Raw genomic sequence first — 19497 nt, 5'->3', positions numbered from 1 at the left:
CCCCGTTCCGTCAGTTCAGCGAGTGGGTCTGGTCGTGGCCCGAGCGTCGCGCCAGAGCCCCAGGTCGAAGTACAGCGTGGTCATCGTGTCCCACGCGACCGACCAACGCTGCTTCGGCCCTTGACATTTCCAGACGGCGACCATGCGGTCGATACCGGGTATCCCCATCGGATCGTCCAGGTCGACCACTCGCTCCACGTGGTCGAAGCGGGTCCGCAATTCGGGTTCGGCGGTGTTCAACCCGACGTAGATCACCGAGGTCGCCGAATCCGGTGGCGGCCCGAAGAATCCGAAACCGCGACTGGGGCTGTAGGTGGCGGGCAGGTCGTAGCGCCCACCGAACTCCTCGACCGCTCCCGCCTGCCAATATCCTTGGGCGACAACGACCGCGCGGGCCTTCTCCGCGGGTGTGAGGGTGTCGTAGCCGACGTCGACCGCGGCGACCATGCGCGTCCAATTGGTGGTGCCGAAGAATGCGGACCGGAAGCCGAGGTCGATGGCGTTCTCCGAGGGCGTGCGCCAACTCGGCGGCAGCGGCAGCACGGTGAGCGAGGCGACGAACGTCACCGCGGTGACGGCGGCGATCGGGATCATCGCCAGGTTCATCCACCGTTTTCGGTCGTACTGCCACAGACCGACTGCGCCGAGCGCGAACATGGCCGGGAAGAAGCCCGTGGGATAGTAGGGCCGCCCGTGGGTGAGGATGACGAAAACGGTCATGAAGACCAGCGCGGCGGCGATGAATCGGTAGGGGCGCAACGATTCCCGTTGGCACACGCCCCAGAATCCGACCGCGATCATCAACGAACCCAGCACGCCCGCCAGTCCGAGCCACTGCGGCAGGAAGCCGATCGGTCCGTAGCCTGTGGCGTCCTGTTCGGCGCCGATGATCGCGCCCATGGCCAACTGCGGCCAATTGTGTTGCGACTGCCAGTAGAGGATCGGGATCGCGGAGCAGCCCAGAATCGCGGTCGCCACCCACAGCGCGGGACGGCGCAGGATCTCCCGAGGACCGAACATCACGACCGCCAGGCCCAGGCATGCCCAGACCAGCGGAATCATCCACTTCACCTGCATGTCCAGGGCGGCGACCACACCGGCGACCACGATCAGCCAGTCCTGGCGCGTGCGGACCCATCGGATGAACAGCCAGGTGATCACCGCCGTGAGCGTGGCGTCGAAGGAGAAGGTGCTCATCGCGACCTGGGTGGCCAGCAGGTAGGAGGTCGCGTAGGTGCCTGCCGCGAGCAGTTGCGCTCGGCGACTCCCGCGCAGTTCGTAGGCGATCAGCGCCGCGACCACGATCGCGCCGACGCCCATCACGACGGCCGGGAATCGCAGCGCCGTCACCGATCCCGGTGCGAGCACGTCCGCGATCCGGGCGAACAGGGGCACCACCACGCCCTGGTCGGCGTAGGTGTAGTCGAGTCGGCGTCCGGCGGACAGGAAATACAGTTCGTCGCCGAAGAAATCGTATCGCCCCGCCGTGATCGTGAGCGCGATCAGGGAAATCAGCGCCATGATCGCGACGCCGCGAAATGCGAACCGCGAAGAATTATCCGGGACGACGCTCGGCTCGACACGCACCGCGGCGACCGCTGTCATGAACTGCCCCCAGGACTTTTCGACAGGTGCGACCCGAAGCCACCGCGCGCTTCGGCACACCTGGTCGTCGATGAACAGAATCCCCCCGGCAGCTAACCTTCAGATGCTCGGGCCGTCGCGGTCGTACTCGGATTGTGCAACTGCACGAAATGCTAGCTTTCCAGTTCCGTGATCCGCAAATGCTGTGCACGACACAGCCGTAGCGACGCACCAAGATTCAGGCAACCCGACGGCGATCGGGAGGGCCTACCGCCGCGAAGCGGGCGATGGCGTGCCCAAACTCCCAGCTACTTACGAGTAACTGGAGCCCGTTACAGTCGAAATCTGTGATTAAAACAACTGTTCGACCTCCGATAGGACGGGCGTACCGATGGTCCGAAGCCCCCCGAATTCTCGGGGCATCCACCGTTTGCGCGCCACACAGGTCTCTGCTGAATGGCGAATTATCGAACAACAGAGGCGAAGAATTGGAACGCAGGATTCAGCCCGTTTCATTTCTCGCGGAGTATTCGACTTGCGAGGTTTGTGACCGACTCACTCCGGATGAAAACCTCACCGTGGAATCCGCGCGGAACGTCGGTCAGCGATGGACGCCGCACCCCCGATCCCTGTGACGCACCGCCGCCGCGCGCTCCGGGCGAACCAGCCGGCGATCTCGGACCGGGAACCCCGCACCCGTCGAACGGCCCGCGGCGGGATTCCGCGGGCCGTGACGTCCTCGCCGTGAACGGGTCAGCAACTGAACGCGTAGGTGGTGCCCGCCGAGGTCGCGATACCGGTGCGCGTGTCGACCGCCACGACCGTCGCGGCCCGGTCGCGCGGCAACTGGCACCGCACGTCCGCCAGGGCCGCGGTCTCCCGCGGCAACCGGCCGCTGCCGTCGGACTGCCTCGCGCCCAGCCAGTACCCGTTGGCGTTGAGGCCCGCGGCCCGGAACTCGATGCGGGCGTCGGGGGTCAGCCCACTGCCGCCGTTGAGGAAGATCCACCCGCCGAGTTGGTGCTTCTCGGTCCGGATACCCACGTTGCCCGCGGGCAGTTGCGTGGCGTCGGCCAGGCGCAGGACGCCTTCGCTGTTCTGGGCCCGTGCGCGATCGCGCCGGTCGGGCGGCACGCAGACGTGGTCGGCGGGCCGCGCCTCGCGCCAGACGAATCCCTGTTTGCAGGTGTCGGGTCCGTAAGCGCCGCCGTTGGGTTCGCGCCGCGAGGCCGCCAGGGCGTTCTCGGTGCGCGCGGTGTCCCGGTCGCCCGGCGTCACGCACACGGCGTCGCCGTTGTAGGCCTCGCGCCAGACGAATCCTTGCTGACAGGTGTACGGGCCGTAGGGCAGTGCGGTCGCCTGGGCGGGCAGCAGGCCGAAGGCGGCCGCGGCGGCGATGCCCAGCGCGATCGGCAGTGCGCGAGTGCGATTCATGACGGTGGTCCTTTCCGGAGCGTGGCCGGCGATCCTTCGCGGTCACCGGTCCGACGGGCTCCAGAATGGCCGGGGCCGCGCCGTTTCCGAATCGTCGTGCGGCGGTGTCCTCGAACTACCGCGCGGTGACGATCGACTCGTCGTTTCGTCGTATCCCGCCTCGAAACACGCGGCGGTGCAGCGCTTCCGCTGCCACACTCGTGCCGCGCTCGGCGAGGTGATCGACGTCGCGAGAATCCGCGTCGTCACCGAGGCCCCGGATCTGGTGCTGCTCGACTTGGCGACCGCGTCGACCGCGCCGCCGGTGTTCGTGGGCGAACCGCGACCCGAACCCACCCGCGAGGAAGTCGTGGCGGCCCTGCGCGCCGTCCTCGACGCGACGCCGCCGGGGCGCACCGTCGCCCCCCTCGCGAGCGGACCGACCTTCATCGGCAACCCCATCCACTGGTTCCGCATCGTGTTCGGATGGGGATAGGCGAGCACCGCACGAGGCGGACGCGGGGCGGTCGCCTCGCGGCGATCGCGGTGGTCGCGGCGGCGGCCGCGGTGGATCTGGTGTTCTGGGCCGGCGACCGCGATCTGAGCGTCGTTGGGACGCTGCCGATCTGGGTCGTGCCCGTCCTCGCCCTCGGCTGTGGCGCCGTTCTGCTGCTGCGGCACCGCCATCCGGTCGCGGTGTGGACCGCGCAATGGGTCTACACGGGCGTCAACTTCCTGATCCCCGCCTACTTCCCGTTCGCCTACCTGCTGGTCGCCGCCTACACCGTGGCGGCGCGCACGCCCTTCTCGGTCGCCACCCGCATCCTGCCGCTCACCGCGCTCTCGCTCGGACTGTTCAGCTACCACTCCGCCCTGGCGACCCCGGGCGCGCAGGATGTGCGGCAGTTCCTCGTCGCGGCGACGATCTGGGCGATGCTGCTGACGGTGGTCTGGGGCATCGGCCGACTGGTCCACCACCGTGATCGCCAAGCGCTGGCCGACCGTCGGCGCATGGCCGCCGACGCCGAACGCGCCTTGGCCGCCCAGCGCAGGCACCTCGCTCGCGAACTGCACGACAGCGTCTCCGGCACCGTCGCGGGCATGGTGCTCTACGCGGGCGCCGCCCGCGCGGCGGGCACCGGCGCCGATCCGCACGCCGACCGGGCGCTGGAGGCGATCGAGCAGGCGGGCGCGCGGGCCATCGCCGAACTGCACACCCTGCTCGGCCTGCTGCGCTCCCCCGACACCCACGCTCCGCGACGTCTGGACGCCATCGAGGAACTGATCGCGCTGACCCGCGCGGGCGGGATCACCGTGCACCTGACCGTCACCGGCGACCCGCCGAGCGCGATGGCGCCCGATATCGACCTCACGGCCTACCGCATCGTGCAGGAATCGCTGACCAACATCACCAAACACGCCGGACGCGGCGCGGACGCCCGCATCGCGATCACCTGGCGCCCGGACACCGTGACCGTCACGATCACCAGCGGTGGCGGACGCGGCCCCACCGCGGGCGGACTGTCCTCCGGACACGGACTGCGCGGCCTGCGCGAGCGGGTGCGGGAGGTGGGCGGGCACATGGAATCCGGTCCCGCGGACGCCGGGTGGCGCGTCCACACCGAACTGCCGCTGACCGGTCGCGGCATCGCCGCAGGAGACAGCCCACGATGACGATCACCGTACTCATCGCCGAAGACGAAGCGCTCGTGCGCGCCGGATGCGTCATGCTGCTCGGCGCCACCACCGACATCGCCGTGGTCGGCGAGGTCGGCGACGGCGCGGAGGCGATCGAACGAGCGGCGGCATTGCGGCCCGACGTGGTGGTGATGGACCTGCGGATGCCCGTCGTGGACGGGATCGCCGCGACCCGCGCGATCACCGGAACCGTCGATCCGCCCACGGTTCTCGTTCTCACCACGTTCAACGACGAGGACGCCGTCCAGCAGGCGCTCGCGGCCGGGGCCAGCGGATTCCTGCTCAAACACGCCGCGCCCGCCGTGCTCGCCGAGGCCATCCGGCACTGCGCGGCGGGACAGGGCTGGCTCGACCCCGCCGTCATCGGCGGCGTGCTGGCGGCGTTGCGGCGCACCGGCCCGCGCGCGCTCACCGCGCCGACGGCCCTGGCGGCGTTGACGACCCGCGAACGCGAGGTGCTGACCCTGATGGCCCTCGGTCACTCCAACGGCGAGATCAGCGACCGGTTGTTCATCAGCCCGGCCACCACGCGCACCCACGTCGCCCACATCGTCACCAAGACGGGATCACGCGACCGCACCCAGGCCGTGGTGCTCGCCTACCGGTCCGGTCTGATGCACCGGGGCTGAGACCCGCACCGCGCACGCCGGACCAACCCCGTCCTCGCCCGCTCCGACCTATGCTGTCCGCAATGACCGCGACGCCGCTGCCCGACCTACGCCGAGAACTGGCCGAGATCTGTCGCATGCTGGCCGCGCGGGGCCTGCTCATCGGCACCGCGGGCAATGTGAGCAGCCGATCCGGCGACCACGTGGTGATCACCCCCACCGGCGCGGACCTCGGCGATATCGAGGCCGACGATCTGTGCGTGCTCACCCTGGACGGAACCCAGGTCGGCGGAGCCCTCGCACCCACCTCCGAACTGGATCTGCACCTCCGGTGCTACCGCGATCTCGACATCGGCGCCCTCGTGCACACGCACGCGCCGAAATCCACCGCGGTCGCGTGCGCCGAGACCGTTCTGCCCGTCTTCCACTACCAGCAACTGCTGCTCGGCGGCGACACCCCGGTCGTGCCGTTCCACCCGTTCGGCACCCCCGAACTGGCCGAGTCGACCGTGCGTGCGCTGCGCGGCAAGCAGGCCGCGCTGCTGGCCAACCACGGCGCGGTGACGATCGGCGCGTCCCTGGCCAAGGCCGTCGACAACGCCCTGTTGCTGGAGTGGGCGTGCGCGGTCTTCCTCGACGCCCGGATCCTGGGTGGCCCGCGCCTGCTCGACGACGAACAGCAAGCCGCCGTGATCCGGGCCGCGTTGACCCGCGGCTACGGCACGACCCGTCCCGCCGAGACCGGCAACCCCGTGGAACAGGAGCAGCAGTGAAGGTCGTCACCATGGGAGCGCACATTCTGGACGTCCTCGTGCACCCGGTCGAAGCCATTCCCCCGGGCCAGGCCACCGCCCTGGTGCAGCAGATCCGCATCACCGCGGCGGGCACCGCCGCGGGTACCGCGCTCAGCCTCGCCAAACTCGGCGCGACCGTGTCCAGCGCGGGCGCCGTCGGCGACGACGCCACCGGCGACATGCTCGTCACCCTGCTGACCCGCGCGGGCATCGACACCGGCATGATCGTGCGCACCGCGAACGCCCCGACCTCGGCCTCGATCCTGCCGATCCGCCCCAACGGCGACCGCCCGAGCCTGCACCTGCTCGGCGCCAACACCGCGTTCACTCCCTCCGACGTCGTGTGGGACGTCCTTGCCGAGGCGGATCACCTGCACCTCGGCGCACCGGAACTGCTCGGCCCGGACAACGCCGGCGAAATCCTGCGCCGCGCCAAGGAACTCGGACTCACCACCTCCGTGGACCTGATCGCGCCCGGCGAACTGGGCACGACCGATCTCATCGCACCGGCACTGGCCCACACCGATTACCTGCTGCCCAACCTCGAACAGGTCACGGGATTCACCTCACTGGACGATCCCGCCGCCGCCTGCCGCGCGCTGCTCGACCTCGGCGCGGGCCTGGTCGCCGCGACCATGGGCGGCGACGGCGTCCTGCTCGCGCGGGGCGACGAGCTCATCCACGTCCCCGCGTTCGCCGCCTCGGTGGTCGACACCACCGGATGCGGCGACGCCTTCTCCGCCGGATTCCTGGTCGGCGTCGCCGCCGGTCGTGATCCGCGCCGGGCGGCCGTACTGGGTTGCGCCACCGCGGCATTGGTCGCGGGCGGCCTGGGCAGCGACCACGGCGACTTCGACCTCGCCGCCGTAGACGAATTCGCCGCCACCACCCCGACACTCGCGACAACCTTCACCCTGACGAACTGACCCCGCCCCGCGGGGGCTCAGGGCTTCTCGGGGGCGGGACGGAACAGCAGGTCGGTGATCGCGCGGGTCAGCCACCGCTCGTAGGTGCGGGTGTTCCAGCCGAGGCGGCGGGTGAGCTTGTCGTAGTTGTCGTTGGAGACCAGCAGCCACAGGTTCGTGGTGAGCTCGTCGGTGTCGATATCCGTGCGCAGCCAACCACGGTCGGAGATCACCTGCACGGCCCCCGCGACATTGGCCCGGATCATCGCGTCGACCTGCGACAGTTCGGCGTCGACTTCCGGGTCGTCGGCCGCCGCCGAGACGAACGCGCGCCACACCCCCGCCGTGCGCGAGGCCAAACCCGCCAGCAGTCGCGCCGCCGCGACCGCGAACTGCTCCGGCGTCGAAGCCGCTTGCAGCGCGGCCGCTTCGGGAGCCGCCAGCACCGACTCGTCGACGTCGCGGCCGAAACTGCTGATCCGCACGGCCGAGGCCAGCAGACTGCGCTTACGCCCCTGCGCCTGCACGGTTTCCAGCGATACCCCCGCCACGGCGGCGATCTGCCGCAGCGAGGTGCGCCCGTAGCCCTGCGCGGCGAACAGTTCGGCGGCGGCGTCGATCACGGCCCGGCGGGTCTGCGCGGCCTGCCGGGCCCGCAGCGGTGAGACATAGCCGGACACGGGCACCTCTCCCTTCGACTTTCTTCGACACATTGACCGGTATAGCGTACTGGTGAACACCAGCATGTACCGATGACTTCCGACATCTCGAATGAAGAACGAAGGCCGACCATGCCCCGCTATCTCATCGCCTGCGTCCCCATCCACGGCCACATCACACCGCTGCTCGGCATCGCCGCCGAACTCGTCCGGCGCGGCGACCACGTCCGAATCCTGACCGGAGCGCGATTCGCCGAGGCCGTCACCCGGACCGGCAGCGAATTCCTCTCGCTGCCCGCCGAAGCCGACTTCGACGACCGACTGATGGCCCCCGAAGCGGGCACCGACCACCCCACGGGCATCGCCGCCCTGCGCGGGGATGTCGCGCGAATCTTCCTCGTCCCCGCCCGCGCCCAATACGAGGCGCTGCTGGCACAGACCAGCGACCCGGACCAGCGACCCGATGTCGTCCTCGTGGACCCGACCTTCGTCGGCGCGATGTTCCTCGGCGGCCACCCGCGCGACACCCGTCCGCCGGTGATAGTCGCGGGCATGCTGCCCCTGATGTTGAGCTCCTCGGCGGCGCCGCCGTTCGGACTGGGCATGCGCCCGTGGCGCGGCCCCCTCAATCGCGTGCGCAACACCCTCCTGCGCGCGGTGGTCGAGAAAGTGGTCTTCGCCCCCGTCCAAGCCCAACTCGACGCACTGCACCGCGCCGTGCACCACCGCGATTCCCCCGCCTTCGTCGTCAACTGGATCAGCACCGCCGAGGCGATCATCCAACTGTCGGTTCCCGGATTCGAATATCCCCGACCCGATCTCCCGCTCCCGCTGCGTTTCGCCGGGCCGATCATCGCCTCCTCCGACTCCGCCGTCCCGCCCTGGTGGGACGAACTCGACACCGACCGACCGGCGGTGCTGGTCACCCAGGGCACCATCGCCAACCGGGATTTCGACGAACTCGTCCGGCCCACCCTCGACGCGCTCGCCGAGGAGGACGTCCTCGTCATCGTCACCACCGGCGGCAGGCCGATCGATCACCTCGGCACGCTGCCCGCCAACGCGCGCGCCGCCGAATTCCTGCCCTACGACCGCCTGTTCCCCCGACTCGACGTGCTGGTCACCAACGGCGGCTACGGCGGCGTGCACTACGCCCTCGCCCACGGCGTCCCGATCGTGATCGCCGGCGACACCGAGGACAAACCCGAAGTAGCCGCCCGGGTCGCGTGGTCGGGCACCGGGATCAACCTGCGCACCGGCAGTCCCGCGCCCGCCGCCGTGCGCCGCGCCGTGCGCAAGATCCTCGCCGCCCCTCGCTACCGCGACGCCGCCGCCGCGCTCGCCGTCCAGATCCGCGCCGCCCGCGGCGTCGACGAACTCATCGACACCGTCGCCGCCGAAATCGCCGCCACCGGAACCCGATCCGCGCCACCGTCCGCCGGGGACGTCGACGTGGAAGTCTGAACGCCGTCGAACGTGAACCGGCTCGTATCTGCCGGAGGCGAGACCACCGGCCGAACAGGGCCTCACTCCCCCGTGACGCGGTGCTCGCAGAGAACAGAACCGTGCACCAGGACACAGTTCGCGGGCCGATCGCGCTCCTAGCGTGCTCGGTGACGGACCGACCGTCACCGAGCACCGCGCGAGGAGCCACCATGCCCTTCCACACCACCTTCGACGGCACCGACATCTACTACAAGGACTGGGGCGCCGGTCGCCCGGTCGTGCTGAGCCACGGGTGGCCGCTGAGCTCGGACAGTTGGGAGGCCCAGCAACAGTTCCTGGCGACCCACGGGTATCGCGTCGTCGCCCACGACCGGCGCGGGCACGGACGCTCGTCGCAGACCTGGTCGGGCAACGAGATGAACACCTACGCCGACGACCTCGCCGGCCTGATCGAACACCTGGATCTGCGCGAGATCACGTTGATCGGGTTCTCCACCGGCGGCGGCGAGGTCGCCCGCTACGTGGGCAGGCACGGCACCGACCGCGTGGCGCAGATCGTCCTGGTCTCGGCCGTCCCGCCGTTCATGCTGCGGACCGAGGACAACCCGGGCGGTGTGCCGGTGGAGGTGTTCGACGGGATCCGCGCGGCCTCGCTCGCGGACCGGTCGCAGACCTACCGCGACCTCGCGGACGGGCCGTTCTTCGGCAACAACCGGCCCGATCAGCACCCGTCGCAGGGGATGCGCGACGCGTTCTGGCGCCAGGGCCTGCAATCCGGCGCGCACAACGCCTACGAATGCATCGCGGCGTTCTCGGCCACCGATTTCCGCGACGACCTGGACGCTTTCGACGTGCCGACGCTGATCGTGCACGGCGACGACGACCAGGTGGTGCCGTTCGAAGTCGGCGGCAAGGCGTCGGCGGCACGGATCGCCGACGCCCGGTTGACGGTGTATCCCGGCGCGCCGCACGGCATCACCGACACCCACAAAGAGGAGTTGAACAAGGACCTGCTCGTCTTCCTCGACAGTCACATCGGGTCCTGAGCCGGTCCCGTCGTGAGCCCGGTGCGGGCGCTGGGTGTGCCCGCACGGTTCTGTCCCCACCGCGCCGGCGTAAGCCGGTTGGTACGACATCACCCCGTGACTCAGGCGAAGCCGCGTTCCTTCCATCGAACGAGAGTCAGCGCTCCCGCGGGCCGGGGCCGAGGCGGCTCACCGGCGGCGCAGTTCGAAGATTCGGAAGACGCGTCCGCCTGCCAGGCGGGATTCCATCCGGTAGCCGGGCCAGGATCGGACCGCGTGCGCCCAGGCGTGGTCGCGGTCCTCGCCGACCAGTTCGGTCACCTGCACGGGGAAGGTCTCGCCGCGCACGCGCACCAGTGCGCGGTCGGCGGCCCGCAGATTGGTCGACCACACCGGATGCCGGGGACTGCCCCAGTTCGAGCCGATCAGCAGGATGTCCTCGCCGCGCGGCACGTACAGCAGGGAGGTCTCGCGCGGCACTCCGGTCTTGCGGCCCGCGACGGTCAGGCGCAGCGACGGCACTCCGGCGATGTCGAGGACGCCCACCCTGCCGCCGGTGATCCGGCGCAGCACGCGCTCGGTGGGGACGACGACGGGAGCCGAACGCATGACCCACGGCTGCCCACCGAGCCAACGGGCCACCTGCGGTAGAGGGTTGGACAGCATCTCCCGATCCTCGCACGCTGCTGCTACCGTGACGCACCGATCAGTCCCGTCGACCGCGCGCCACGCCGGACCGACGGCGCAGCAGACGAGGAGCGCAGCCGTGACCGAGACCGGGGCCGTCCACGTCGATCACCACCAGTTCCTGCTCGCCGCCACCACGGTCGACACCACCGACATCGCCGCGGAGGGAAACCTGATCTGGACCGGGCCCGGCTTCGTGACGGTGCTCACCGGAATCGCCTACGGTCCGGTCACGCTGACCGTGGCGATCACCACCACCCCACCCCCGCTCGACGGCTGGGAGCAGGTCGAGGAGACCGTCATCGACTCCCGCCACGACCTGCGGGTGATCACCCTCGACGGCGAGGCGCCCGCCGACTTCTCACCGATCCCGTCCGGGCACTACCGGGTGCGAGTCCACGCGCGCGGCCGCGACTCCGCCGAGGCGGGCATGGAGGTCACCGAACCCACCGAGACCTACCTGGTCACCCTCACCCCCACCATCGACCCGGTCGGCACCATCACCGATCCGACGGACCCGTCCCGACCCGACCGGTCGGCTCGCTCCGACTGACCGAAAACGCTCTACGCTGCAACAACTTTCGCCCCGGTTTCGCGCCGAAAGAAGTACTGGACAGCGAATCCCCAGCATCGCACACTAGAGCGAACTGCTATCAAAGGGGTGAGTCGAATGGTCAGAACACATACCGTGGTCACCGGGGAGACACTGCCGATGTTGGCGCTGCGCTTCTACGGAGAGGCCGAATTACGAACGCTGATCGCCGCCGCGAGTGGCATCGCCGCAACCGCCCAGCTCGAGGCGGGCCGCAGACTGATCGTTCCCGACTACGCCCGGTACGACGTCGTCGCGGGAGACACGCTGTCGCAGATCGCCCTTCATTTCTACGACGACGCCGATCTCGCACCGGTGATCGCCGCCGCCAACGACCTCACCGACCCCGACCACCTCGACACCGGCCGACAACTGATCATCCCCGATCTGCTGCGGTATTCGGTCCGCGCGGGAGACACTTTGTCGCAGATAGCGATTCGTTTCTACGGCGATGCCGCGTTCGCGCCGCTGATCGCCGCCGCCAACGGCCTCACCGACCCCGATCACCTCGACGCGGGCCATGTGCTGGCGATCTTCGTCGGGCGCAGCGACGGATTCGGGCTCTCGATCGTGGACCGCGACGAGAACGACCCACGCCTGTGGTACTACCGATTCCACACCTCGGCGGTGGGCTGGAATCCGGGAGTCAACGTCCTGCTGCCCGAGGACTACCGCACCAGCGCCGACACCTATCCCGTCGTCTATCTGTTCCACGGCGGCGGCAGCGACCAGGACTTCCGCACCTTCGACCAACTGGGAATCCGCGACCTGACCGCCGGGAAACCGATCATCATCGTGATGCCCGACGGCGGACACGCGGGCTGGTACTCCAACCCGGTCACCTCGTTCGTCGGCCCGCGCAACTGGGAGACCTTCCACATCGCCCAACTGATCCCTTGGATCGAAGCGAATTTCCGCACCTACACCGATTACGACGGGCGCGCTGCCGCCGGATTCTCCATGGGCGGCTTCGGCGCGCTGAAATACGCGGCAAAGTATTCCAGTCTGTTCGCCTCGGTCAGCAGCCATTCCGGCCCGGCGAGTCTGCGGCGCGATTTCGGTCTGGTCACCCATTGGGCGAACCTGTCCTCGGCCGCCTTGGATCTGGCGGGCGGCACGATCTACGGCGTCCCGTTCTGGAACCAGGCCAGGGTCAGCGCCGACAATCCGATCGAAAGGATCGAGAGCTACCGCAACAAGCGGATCTTCCTGTCCGCGGGCACCAGCCCGGACCCGCTCAACTGGTTCGACAGCGTGAACGAGACCCAGGTGCTCGCGGGTCAGCGGGAATTCCGGGCGCGACTGCGCGACGCGGGCATTCCGCACGAATGGTATGAATCGCCCGGCGGTCACACCTTCCGCCCCGACAAGTTCATTCTGGATCTCGACGGCATCATCGCTCGACTGCGCCCCGCGGCCCCGGCCTCCTTGATGAGCACCGCACCGCAGCCGTGACCCGGACGCCGTTCGGGTGTCGGCCTTAACCGCACCACCGCCCGAACGGCGATTCCGGCTCGTGCGACCCGTCCGGGTCGGCGCGGTCGGCGGATTCGAGTCGATCGCGCTGTAGAGTTCCGGTCGGTCGGCTTCGCCGTCCTTTCGCGTGACCGATGACCGGAATTCGGACGGACATATCTCGCCGAGGAGTGCGCCATGCCCCACCCAGTGGACTTCACCACCGTATCGACCGCCGGTCTGGAATCGTCGCCGGTCGCGGACGCGCTCGCCGGTCTGCGAGCCAACGAGGCCCGATATTTCAAGAACAAGTACAGCCACGAATTCACGGTGCGACCGGCGAGCGAGACCGAACCGACCGTCGACTGGGTCAGCGGCATTCTCGAAGACGAACGCGGCATCGTCATCGCCTCCCCACCGCTGGAGACATCGGACTTCGAGGTGGACGGCATCCACTTCGCCTACGTGTTCTACCGGAGCGGCTTGGCGATCAACGTCATGTACTCGATCGACGGCAGCGACAAGCGGGCGGTCGGGTTCAAACTCGCCGAAGGAATGGACGTTCCCGAAGAACTGTCCTCGTTCAAGTTCGCCCGACAGAAGTCGAAACTGGCCGGGATCATCCGCGGGTCCTATTTCGTCATCAAGAACGAGCACTGAGACCGGGCGGCATTACGCCGGCTCACCCTGGGCGGGCCACCCGCACCGAGACAATCCCCACCGAGAACGGCGGCGAGTCGCGTCGAGAGGCCACGCGGTGGCCCTCCTGGAAACCACTGTCGGTCAAGGTTTCTCACCGCTCGCCGATGGATAGCGGCTCGGACTCCGGACCGGTCGACCAGGCGGCCGCTGCTGCGACGAGTGCGTCATTCGGTGACGGTGCGGTTGTGGGTGAGGGCGGCGGTGAGCCAGAAGGACAGGGCGTCGTCGTCGGTGAGGGTGGTGGCGGTGATCGAGAGCCATCCGGCGGCCATCCGGCGGTCCGGTTTCATCTCGGCCCACGTGGCTCCGCTCTCCCGGAGTAGTTCTTCGTGGCGGTCGGCGGCGACGCGGACCAGCAGGTCGCCTTGTTTGCGCACGCAGGCCACCATCTTGTCGTTCACCATGAAGGCTCGGCCGCCGAACATCGACACTTCGCGCAGGGTCGGCTGATCGGCCAGGGCGGCGCGGAGGCGTTCGATGAGGTCGGTTCGGGCGTTCGCCGCCGCGCTGCCGCTAGGCATGGTGCCCTCGCCCGGACGGCGTGCCACCGTGCGTGGGTGCGCGGCGGGCGGGCGGTTCGATCTCGAGAGCGAGAGTCGGTGTCATCGGCGCTCCTTCCGGTCGAGGGTCGCCGCCGGTGATGGAGAACCACAGCGACGAACTTCGATCGTCCCAGCAACGACCGACAGATTCCGCACGCGAGCCCGCCGCGCGTCCGACCGGGTTCATCGACGGACGTTGCGCGCGGCGCCGCGGTGGGCGGGCATCGAGGCGGGGTCCTCGGGCCAGGCGTGTTTCGGGTAGCGGCCCCGGAGTTCGGCGCGGACCTGGGGCCAGCCCGTCCGCCAGAAAGAGGCCAGGTCGGAGGTGACCGCGATCGGGCGCTGGGCCGGGGAGAGCAGGTGCAGGACGAGGGGGACGCGTCCCGCGCCGAGTCGCGGTGCGTCGGTCCACCCGAACACCTCCTGCACCTTGACCGCCAGCACGGGCGGGTCGACGGAGTAGTCGACGCGCGGATGACTCCCGGAGGGCACTTCCAGGCGTTCGGGCGCGAGTTCGTCCATGCGCGCGGCTTCGGGCCAGGGCAGCAGTCGGCGCAGCGCCTGGCCGAGGTCGACGCGGCGCAGATCCGCGCGGCGGCGCGCGGTGGCCAGTTCCGGGCCTAGCCAGACCTCGGCGGCGGCCGAGAGCGAATCGTCATCGACCGGCGGCCAGGGTTCGCCGAGCGTGCGGTGCAGGAAATCCAGGCGCTGCCGCAGCGCGGTGGCCTCGGCGGTCCAGGACAGCAGCGCCGGACCCGACGCGCGCAGGCCGCCCAGGATGGCGGCGGTGAGTCGGCGGCGATCCGGATCGCGAAGGGGACGCTCCGACAGGAGGATCGCGCCGAGTCGTTCCACGCGCCGGGCCACCACGTCACCGTCGACCCACTCGATCTCCTCGGCGTCGCTGAGCAGATTCGCCGCCGCCCGCCGGGCCACTCCCTCGTCCGCGACCGCGGCCGAGCGCACGACGCCTTCCGCGCGTCCGGGGTCCCGGGTCGCCACGCCCACCGCGAGCCATTCGGCCTCCCCGAAGCCCGCGCCGTTCGGCACGGTCACGGCGGCGCCGCCCGCCATGAGATAACTCGACGAGCCGGCAGTGCGCCGACGCGCCAACCGTTCCGGATACGCCAGCGCCACAACGTGTGCCGGGTCGTCCTCGCCCGCCGGTCCGTCGACCAGGCGGGTCAGCCGGTCGACTTCGCGTCGCCAGCGCGCGGGCGGATCCCGCCGCAGCGTGCGCAGACCCGCGACGAGATCGATGCCCGAGAGGTAGCTGTCGTCGTCCAGCAGTGTCACGACTTCGGCGGCGGCCCGCGCGCCCACCACTGTCGCCCCGTCGAGCAGGGCGCGCGCCAGTCGCGGATGCAGGCCGATCCGCGCGATCCGTCGACCGCGGTCGGTCACCGCTCCCGCGCCGTCGAGCGCGCCCAAGGCCGTCAGTACATCTCGGCCTGCGTGCAGTCCGCCCGATGGGGGCGCGTCCCACCAGCTCAGGCCGTGGCCGTCGGTGGTGCCCCAGCACGCCAGTTCCAAGGTCAGACCGGTCAGGTCCGCGGTGCGGATCTCCGGTTCGGGGTAGGCGGGCAGGGTCGCGTGCTCGTAATCCGGCCAGCACCGCCACACCCAGCCCGGCCCCTCGCGGCCCGCGCGCCCGGCGCGTTGATCCGCGACCGCCGCCGAGACCCGGACCGTCGCCAGACCGGACAGTCCGCGCGCCCGATCGATCCGCGGCACGCGCGCCAACCCGGAATCCACCACCGCGCGAACACCGGGCACCGTCAAACTCGACTCCGCCACCGCCGTGGACAACACGACCCGCCGCCGGGCGCCCGGGCGCAGCGCCGCGTCCTGCCCGGTCGCGGACAACCGTCCGTGCAGGACGACCACCTCCACCTCGGGCAGGTCGTCCAGCAACGCCGCGGTGCGGCGGATCTCCGCCGCTCCGGGCAGGAACACCAGGACGTCGCCCTCGGCGTCGGCCAACGCGATCCGGGTGGCCCGCGCGACCTGCGCTTCGATCCGCTCCCGGGGCAGCGGCGAGAGATGGGCCGTGCGGACCGGGTGGGTCCGGCCCTGCGCCCGCAGCACCGGAGCGGGTCGGTCGACGCCGAGCAGTTCGGACAGTCGGTCCGCCGCAACGGTCGCCGAGGTGGCCAGCACCCGCAGATCCGGGCGCAGCCCCGCGCGGGCATCCAGCAGCAGCGCCAACAGCAGGTCCGCGTCCAGATGCCGTTCGTGGCATTCGTCGAGCAGCACTACGTCGACGCCGGCGAGGTCGGGATCGTCCTGCAACCGTCGCACCAGCAACCCGGAGGTCACCACTTCGATCCGGGTGCCGCGCCCGACGCGGCGATCACCCCGCACGGAATAGCCCACGGTCTCCCCCACCCGCTCGCCGAGCAGGGCCGCCATCCGCCCGGCCGCCGCGCGCGCCGCCAACCGGCGCGGTTCCGCCACGACCACACGCCCCGCGACGGCCGCGGCCAGCGCCAACGGCACGAGCGTCGTCTTCCCGGTGCCCGGCGGTGCGACCAGCACCGCCGTCCCGTGCTCGACCAGCGTCGCGACGACATCGTCGAGCACGCCGCGAATCGGCAGATCGGGGAGTTCGGGCAGGTCCATGACCGTCCAGTCTGACGCCTCGCCGCGCCGTGCCCCTCCTCGGGCGCGGCCCACGCGGTGATCGTTCGCCGAATTCTGGATCGGTCGACTCGAGGCGATCCGCGGTGGGACGACAGATTGTTCGGTCACCTGGAAGTACTCGGCGCGTTCGCGACGAAACGGCTCGCGGCGACGGCGTCCAGCACGGCGTCGACGGCGGTTACAGCGACGGCGTCGTCCAAGGGGTCCCCGCTGATCAGCAGACGGTAGTAGAACGGCGCGGACACCGCGGAGAGCACGGCGCGCGGATCGGTTCCCGCCGGGGCCTCGCGGCGGGCGATGCCGTCGGTGACGCACGGGGCCCACTCGGTCAACCGGATGTCGTAGAAGCGGCGCAGCGCGGCCTCGGTCGCCGGGTCGGCGGTCCCCGCCGCCACGACCGCGCGGAACAGGCGTCCCTGGCGGGCATCGGTGAGCGTGTCGAGTACGAGTCGCGCGTTGGCGAGCAGGTCTTCGCGCAGGCTGCCGGTGTCGGCGCGCGGGACCGAGTCCTCCGCCATGGCGGTCAGCAGATCGGTCACGACGGCGGTCGGCGTGCCCCACCGCCGGTAGACCGTGGTCTTGCCGACTCCGGCGCAGGCGGCGACCTCGGTGAGGTCGAGTGCGCCGAATCCCTTCTCGGCCAACAGGTCACCGGCCGCGCGCAGGACGGCCGCGCGCACCCGGGCGGTGCGTCCGCCGGGTCTGACCGCACCGGGTTCCGAACTCATAACGGGTCTCCAGTTCCATTTAGCGACACAAGGGCGTACTGTCGAGATTGTTAACGGAACTATAGACCCTTTAGGAGTGGTCATGGAGTATCGGCGAACCGGAGCGTCCGGTCTGGTCCTGCCCGCGCTCGGCTTCGGCGCGGGCACTTTCGGCGGGCGCGGTGAACTCTTCGGCGCCTGGGGCGACACCGATGTCGCGCAGGCCCGACGGTTGGTCGACATCTGCCTGGACGCGGGCGTCACCCTCTTCGACACCGCCGACGTCTACTCCGACGGCGCCTCCGAGGAAGTACTCGGCGCGGCCCTCCGCGGCCGCCGCGACAAGGTTCTGCTGTCCACCAAAGCCGGTCTGCCCACCGGTCCCGACCTCACCGACGCGGGCAGCGGACGCGCGCGACTGGTGCGGGCGGTGGAGGCGGCGCTGCGGCGACTCGACGTCGAGCACATCGACCTGTTCCAACTGCACGCCTTCGACGCGCACACCCCCGTCGAGGAAACCCTCACCGCGCTGGACGATCTGGTGCGGGCGGGCAAGATCCGCTACCTCGGCGCGTCCAACTTCGCCGGCTGGCAGCTGATGAAATCGCTGGCCGCCGCCGACCGCAACGGCCTGACCCGCTTTGTCGCGCACCAGGTCTACTACTCGCTGGTCGGCCGCGACTACGAGTGGGAGCTCATGCCGCTCGGCCACGATCAAGGCGTCGGCGCGCTGGTCTGGAGCCCGCTCGGCTGGGGTCGACTCACCGGTCGCATCCGGCGCGGCACACCGATCCCGGACGGCAGCAGGTTGCACCGCACCGCCGCCGCGGGCCCGCCGGTCGAGGAGGAGCTGCTCTACCGCGTGGTCGACGCACTCGACGAGGTCGCCGCCGAAACCGGCCACCCGGTGCCGCAGATCGCGCTCGCGTGGCTGCTCACCCGCCCCACCGTGACCAGTGTGATCGTCGGCGCGCGCGACGAACGGCAACTCCGACAGAACCTCGGCGCGCTGGAGGTCGCGCTGACGCCGGATCAGCTCCGTCGACTGGACGCCGCGAGCGCGACGGTCCCGCCCTACCCGCGCTATCCCTACCACCGGCTGCCCGATTTCGCCCGGTTGGATCCGCCGCTGGTGGCGTGAGCGCGGGCGCCGTTCCGGTCCGGCCGCGTCCGGACCGGAAGGGTGTGATTCCGCCACACCCGATCCGATCCCGATCCACACCCGATGTGGTCGGGGTCACAGCGAAGAGCGTTGTGCGGCGGCGGGTTCGGATCGGGGGTGTACGGCGGCTTCGGGTGGGCATGTTCGATCCGTACCGGTCGACATCGTCGACGTAGCTCTTCCCGGAAGTGTGATCCGCATGCGTGACTTCGCCTGCCCCAACTGCGGACAGCGGTTGTCGTTCGAGAACTCGGTCTGTCTGTCCTGTTCCAGCCCCCTGGGCTTCAGCCTCACCTTGCGGACACTGCTGGTGATCTCCGATTTCGCCCCGACGGGTGACACCGGTCACCTGAGCGGAATGGTGGACGGCCGCCGCTACCGACTCTGCGACAACCTGCACGTCGCGCGCTGCAACTGGCTGGTGCAGATTCCCGACGAGGAGATCGCGGCACGGACCGACACCGACAAGCAGGATCCGGCCAGACGGCGCTGGCGACTGCGCAGACGCCCCAGAAAAGACGCGCCGCCGGCGGTTCCGACCGTGCAGGCGGCTCCGCCCGCGCCCGACAACGGCCCCGTGCTGTGTGAGTCCTGCCGCCTGACCCGCACCCGCCCCAACGACAACGACACCGAGGGCCTGAACGCCTTCGCCGAAGCCGAAGCCGCCAAACGCCGCCTCATCCTCGAACTCACCGAACTCGGCCTGCCCATCACCGGCCGTGACGAGAACCCGCGGTTCGGCCTCGCCTTCGACCTGCTCTCCAGCGCCACCGACCAAGTACTCACCGGCCACCAGAACGGCGTCATCACCCTCGACCTCGCCGAAGCCAACGACCCGCACCGCGAACAACTCCGCGTCGAGATGGACGAACCGT

19 protein-coding genes are annotated in these 19497 nt (G+C 70.1%); 12 read left to right on the top strand and 7 right to left on the bottom strand.

Features of this window, described 5'->3' with window-relative positions:
* Positions 1 to 15 precede the first annotated feature (15 nt).
* Positions 16 to 1521: an ArnT family glycosyltransferase gene (locus ON30_RS33920; RefSeq protein WP_157184055.1), complete on the bottom strand. Its 1506-nt coding sequence runs from the start codon at positions 1519 to 1521 to the stop codon at positions 16 to 18.
* An 816-nt stretch (positions 1522 to 2337) separates the two neighbouring features.
* Positions 2338 to 3018: a hypothetical protein gene (locus ON30_RS36810; RefSeq protein ID WP_051030382.1), complete on the bottom strand. Its 681-nt coding sequence runs from the start codon at positions 3016 to 3018 to the stop codon at positions 2338 to 2340.
* 175 nt (positions 3019 to 3193) lie between these two features.
* Between ON30_RS36810 and ON30_RS39915 the strand changes: the two genes are divergently transcribed.
* The 5 genes from ON30_RS39915 to ON30_RS33890 all read left to right on the top strand — a co-directional run bounded on the left by ON30_RS39915 (position 3194) and on the right by ON30_RS33890 (position 7023).
* The gene (locus ON30_RS39915; protein ID WP_157184054.1) at positions 3194 to 3493 is read left to right on the top strand and encodes a hypothetical protein; all 300 of its coding nucleotides are present in this window, start codon (positions 3194 to 3196) and stop codon (positions 3491 to 3493) included.
* Entirely contained in the window at positions 3484 to 4671 is a 1188-nt protein-coding gene (locus ON30_RS33905) for a sensor histidine kinase (RefSeq protein ID WP_051030381.1), read from the top strand. Before ON30_RS39915 ends, ON30_RS33905 begins: the two co-directional genes overlap by 10 nt.
* Positions 4668 to 5324: a response regulator transcription factor gene (locus tag ON30_RS33900; protein WP_040714405.1), complete on the top strand. Its 657-nt coding sequence runs from the start codon at positions 4668 to 4670 to the stop codon at positions 5322 to 5324. Before ON30_RS33905 ends, ON30_RS33900 begins: the two co-directional genes overlap by 4 nt.
* Positions 5325 to 5386: 62 nt before the next feature.
* Positions 5387 to 6076, top strand: a complete 690-nt coding sequence (locus ON30_RS33895) for a class II aldolase/adducin family protein (protein ID WP_040714402.1) — start codon at positions 5387 to 5389, stop codon at positions 6074 to 6076.
* Between the two features lie 11 nt (positions 6077 to 6087).
* Positions 6088 to 7023, top strand: a complete 936-nt coding sequence (locus ON30_RS33890; protein WP_218006338.1) for a carbohydrate kinase family protein — start codon at positions 6088 to 6090, stop codon at positions 7021 to 7023.
* A gap of 17 nt (positions 7024 to 7040) precedes the next feature.
* Here ON30_RS33890 and ON30_RS33885 read toward each other — a convergent pair whose 3' ends face one another.
* Positions 7041 to 7682, bottom strand: a complete 642-nt coding sequence (locus tag ON30_RS33885) for a TetR/AcrR family transcriptional regulator (RefSeq protein ID WP_040714399.1) — start codon at positions 7680 to 7682, stop codon at positions 7041 to 7043.
* Between the two features lie 72 nt (positions 7683 to 7754).
* Between ON30_RS33885 and ON30_RS33880 the strand changes: the two genes are divergently transcribed.
* Positions 7755 to 9125, top strand: coding sequence for a glycosyltransferase (locus ON30_RS33880; protein ID WP_218006337.1), 1371 nt, complete (start codon positions 7755 to 7757; stop codon positions 9123 to 9125).
* A 191-nt stretch (positions 9126 to 9316) separates the two neighbouring features.
* The gene (locus ON30_RS33875; RefSeq protein ID WP_040714395.1) at positions 9317 to 10153 is read left to right on the top strand and encodes an alpha/beta fold hydrolase; all 837 of its coding nucleotides are present in this window, start codon (positions 9317 to 9319) and stop codon (positions 10151 to 10153) included.
* A 168-nt stretch (positions 10154 to 10321) separates the two neighbouring features.
* Here the strand turns inward: ON30_RS33875 and ON30_RS33870 are convergent, their stop codons facing one another.
* Complete coding sequence (locus ON30_RS33870; RefSeq protein ID WP_040714394.1) at positions 10322 to 10798, bottom strand: nitroreductase family deazaflavin-dependent oxidoreductase; 477 nt, start codon at positions 10796 to 10798, stop codon at positions 10322 to 10324.
* Between the two features lie 100 nt (positions 10799 to 10898).
* On the opposite strand from ON30_RS33870, the gene ON30_RS33865 reads away from it, so the two are divergent.
* The 3 genes from ON30_RS33865 (at position 10899) to ON30_RS33855 (ending at position 13526) form a co-directional block, all read left to right on the top strand.
* Entirely contained in the window at positions 10899 to 11372 is a 474-nt protein-coding gene (locus ON30_RS33865) for a hypothetical protein (protein ID WP_051030380.1), read from the top strand.
* A gap of 117 nt (positions 11373 to 11489) precedes the next feature.
* Positions 11490 to 12866, top strand: coding sequence for an alpha/beta hydrolase-fold protein (locus ON30_RS33860; RefSeq protein ID WP_040714392.1), 1377 nt, complete (start codon positions 11490 to 11492; stop codon positions 12864 to 12866).
* 198 nt (positions 12867 to 13064) lie between these two features.
* Complete coding sequence (locus ON30_RS33855) at positions 13065 to 13526, top strand: DUF8821 family protein (RefSeq protein WP_040714390.1); 462 nt, start codon at positions 13065 to 13067, stop codon at positions 13524 to 13526.
* A gap of 206 nt (positions 13527 to 13732) precedes the next feature.
* Here ON30_RS33855 and ON30_RS33850 read toward each other — a convergent pair whose 3' ends face one another.
* From ON30_RS33850 to ON30_RS33840, 3 genes are all read right to left on the bottom strand, one after another.
* Positions 13733 to 14116 carry a TfoX/Sxy family protein gene (locus tag ON30_RS33850; RefSeq protein ID WP_245554332.1) on the bottom strand — a complete coding sequence of 128 codons (384 nt, stop codon included), beginning with the start codon at positions 14114 to 14116 and terminating at the stop codon, positions 13733 to 13735.
* A gap of 177 nt (positions 14117 to 14293) precedes the next feature.
* Positions 14294 to 16732 carry an ATP-dependent helicase HrpB gene (gene hrpB / locus ON30_RS33845; RefSeq protein WP_040714389.1) on the bottom strand — a complete coding sequence of 813 codons (2439 nt, stop codon included), beginning with the start codon at positions 16730 to 16732 and terminating at the stop codon, positions 14294 to 14296.
* Between the two features lie 125 nt (positions 16733 to 16857).
* Positions 16858 to 17481 (bottom strand): TetR/AcrR family transcriptional regulator, encoded by a 624-nt coding sequence (locus ON30_RS33840; protein ID WP_040714388.1) that lies wholly within the window; start codon positions 17479 to 17481, stop codon positions 16858 to 16860.
* 82 nt (positions 17482 to 17563) lie between these two features.
* Here ON30_RS33840 and ON30_RS33835 point away from each other — a divergent pair, with 82 nt between their 5' ends.
* Entirely contained in the window at positions 17564 to 18601 is a 1038-nt protein-coding gene (locus ON30_RS33835; RefSeq protein ID WP_040714482.1) for an aldo/keto reductase, read from the top strand.
* Between the two features lie 220 nt (positions 18602 to 18821).
* Positions 18822 to 19497, top strand: a 676-nt coding sequence (locus tag ON30_RS41610; RefSeq protein WP_040714481.1) for a putative zinc-binding metallopeptidase, incomplete at its 3' end; no start/stop codon positions are given.

Origin of the sequence: Nocardia takedensis NBRC 100417 (genome assembly GCF_000308695.1) — a bacterium.
In the GTDB taxonomy this organism is placed as follows: domain Bacteria; phylum Actinomycetota; class Actinomycetes; order Mycobacteriales; family Mycobacteriaceae; genus Nocardia; species Nocardia takedensis.
This window is presented reverse-complemented; position numbering and strand designations above follow the sequence as displayed.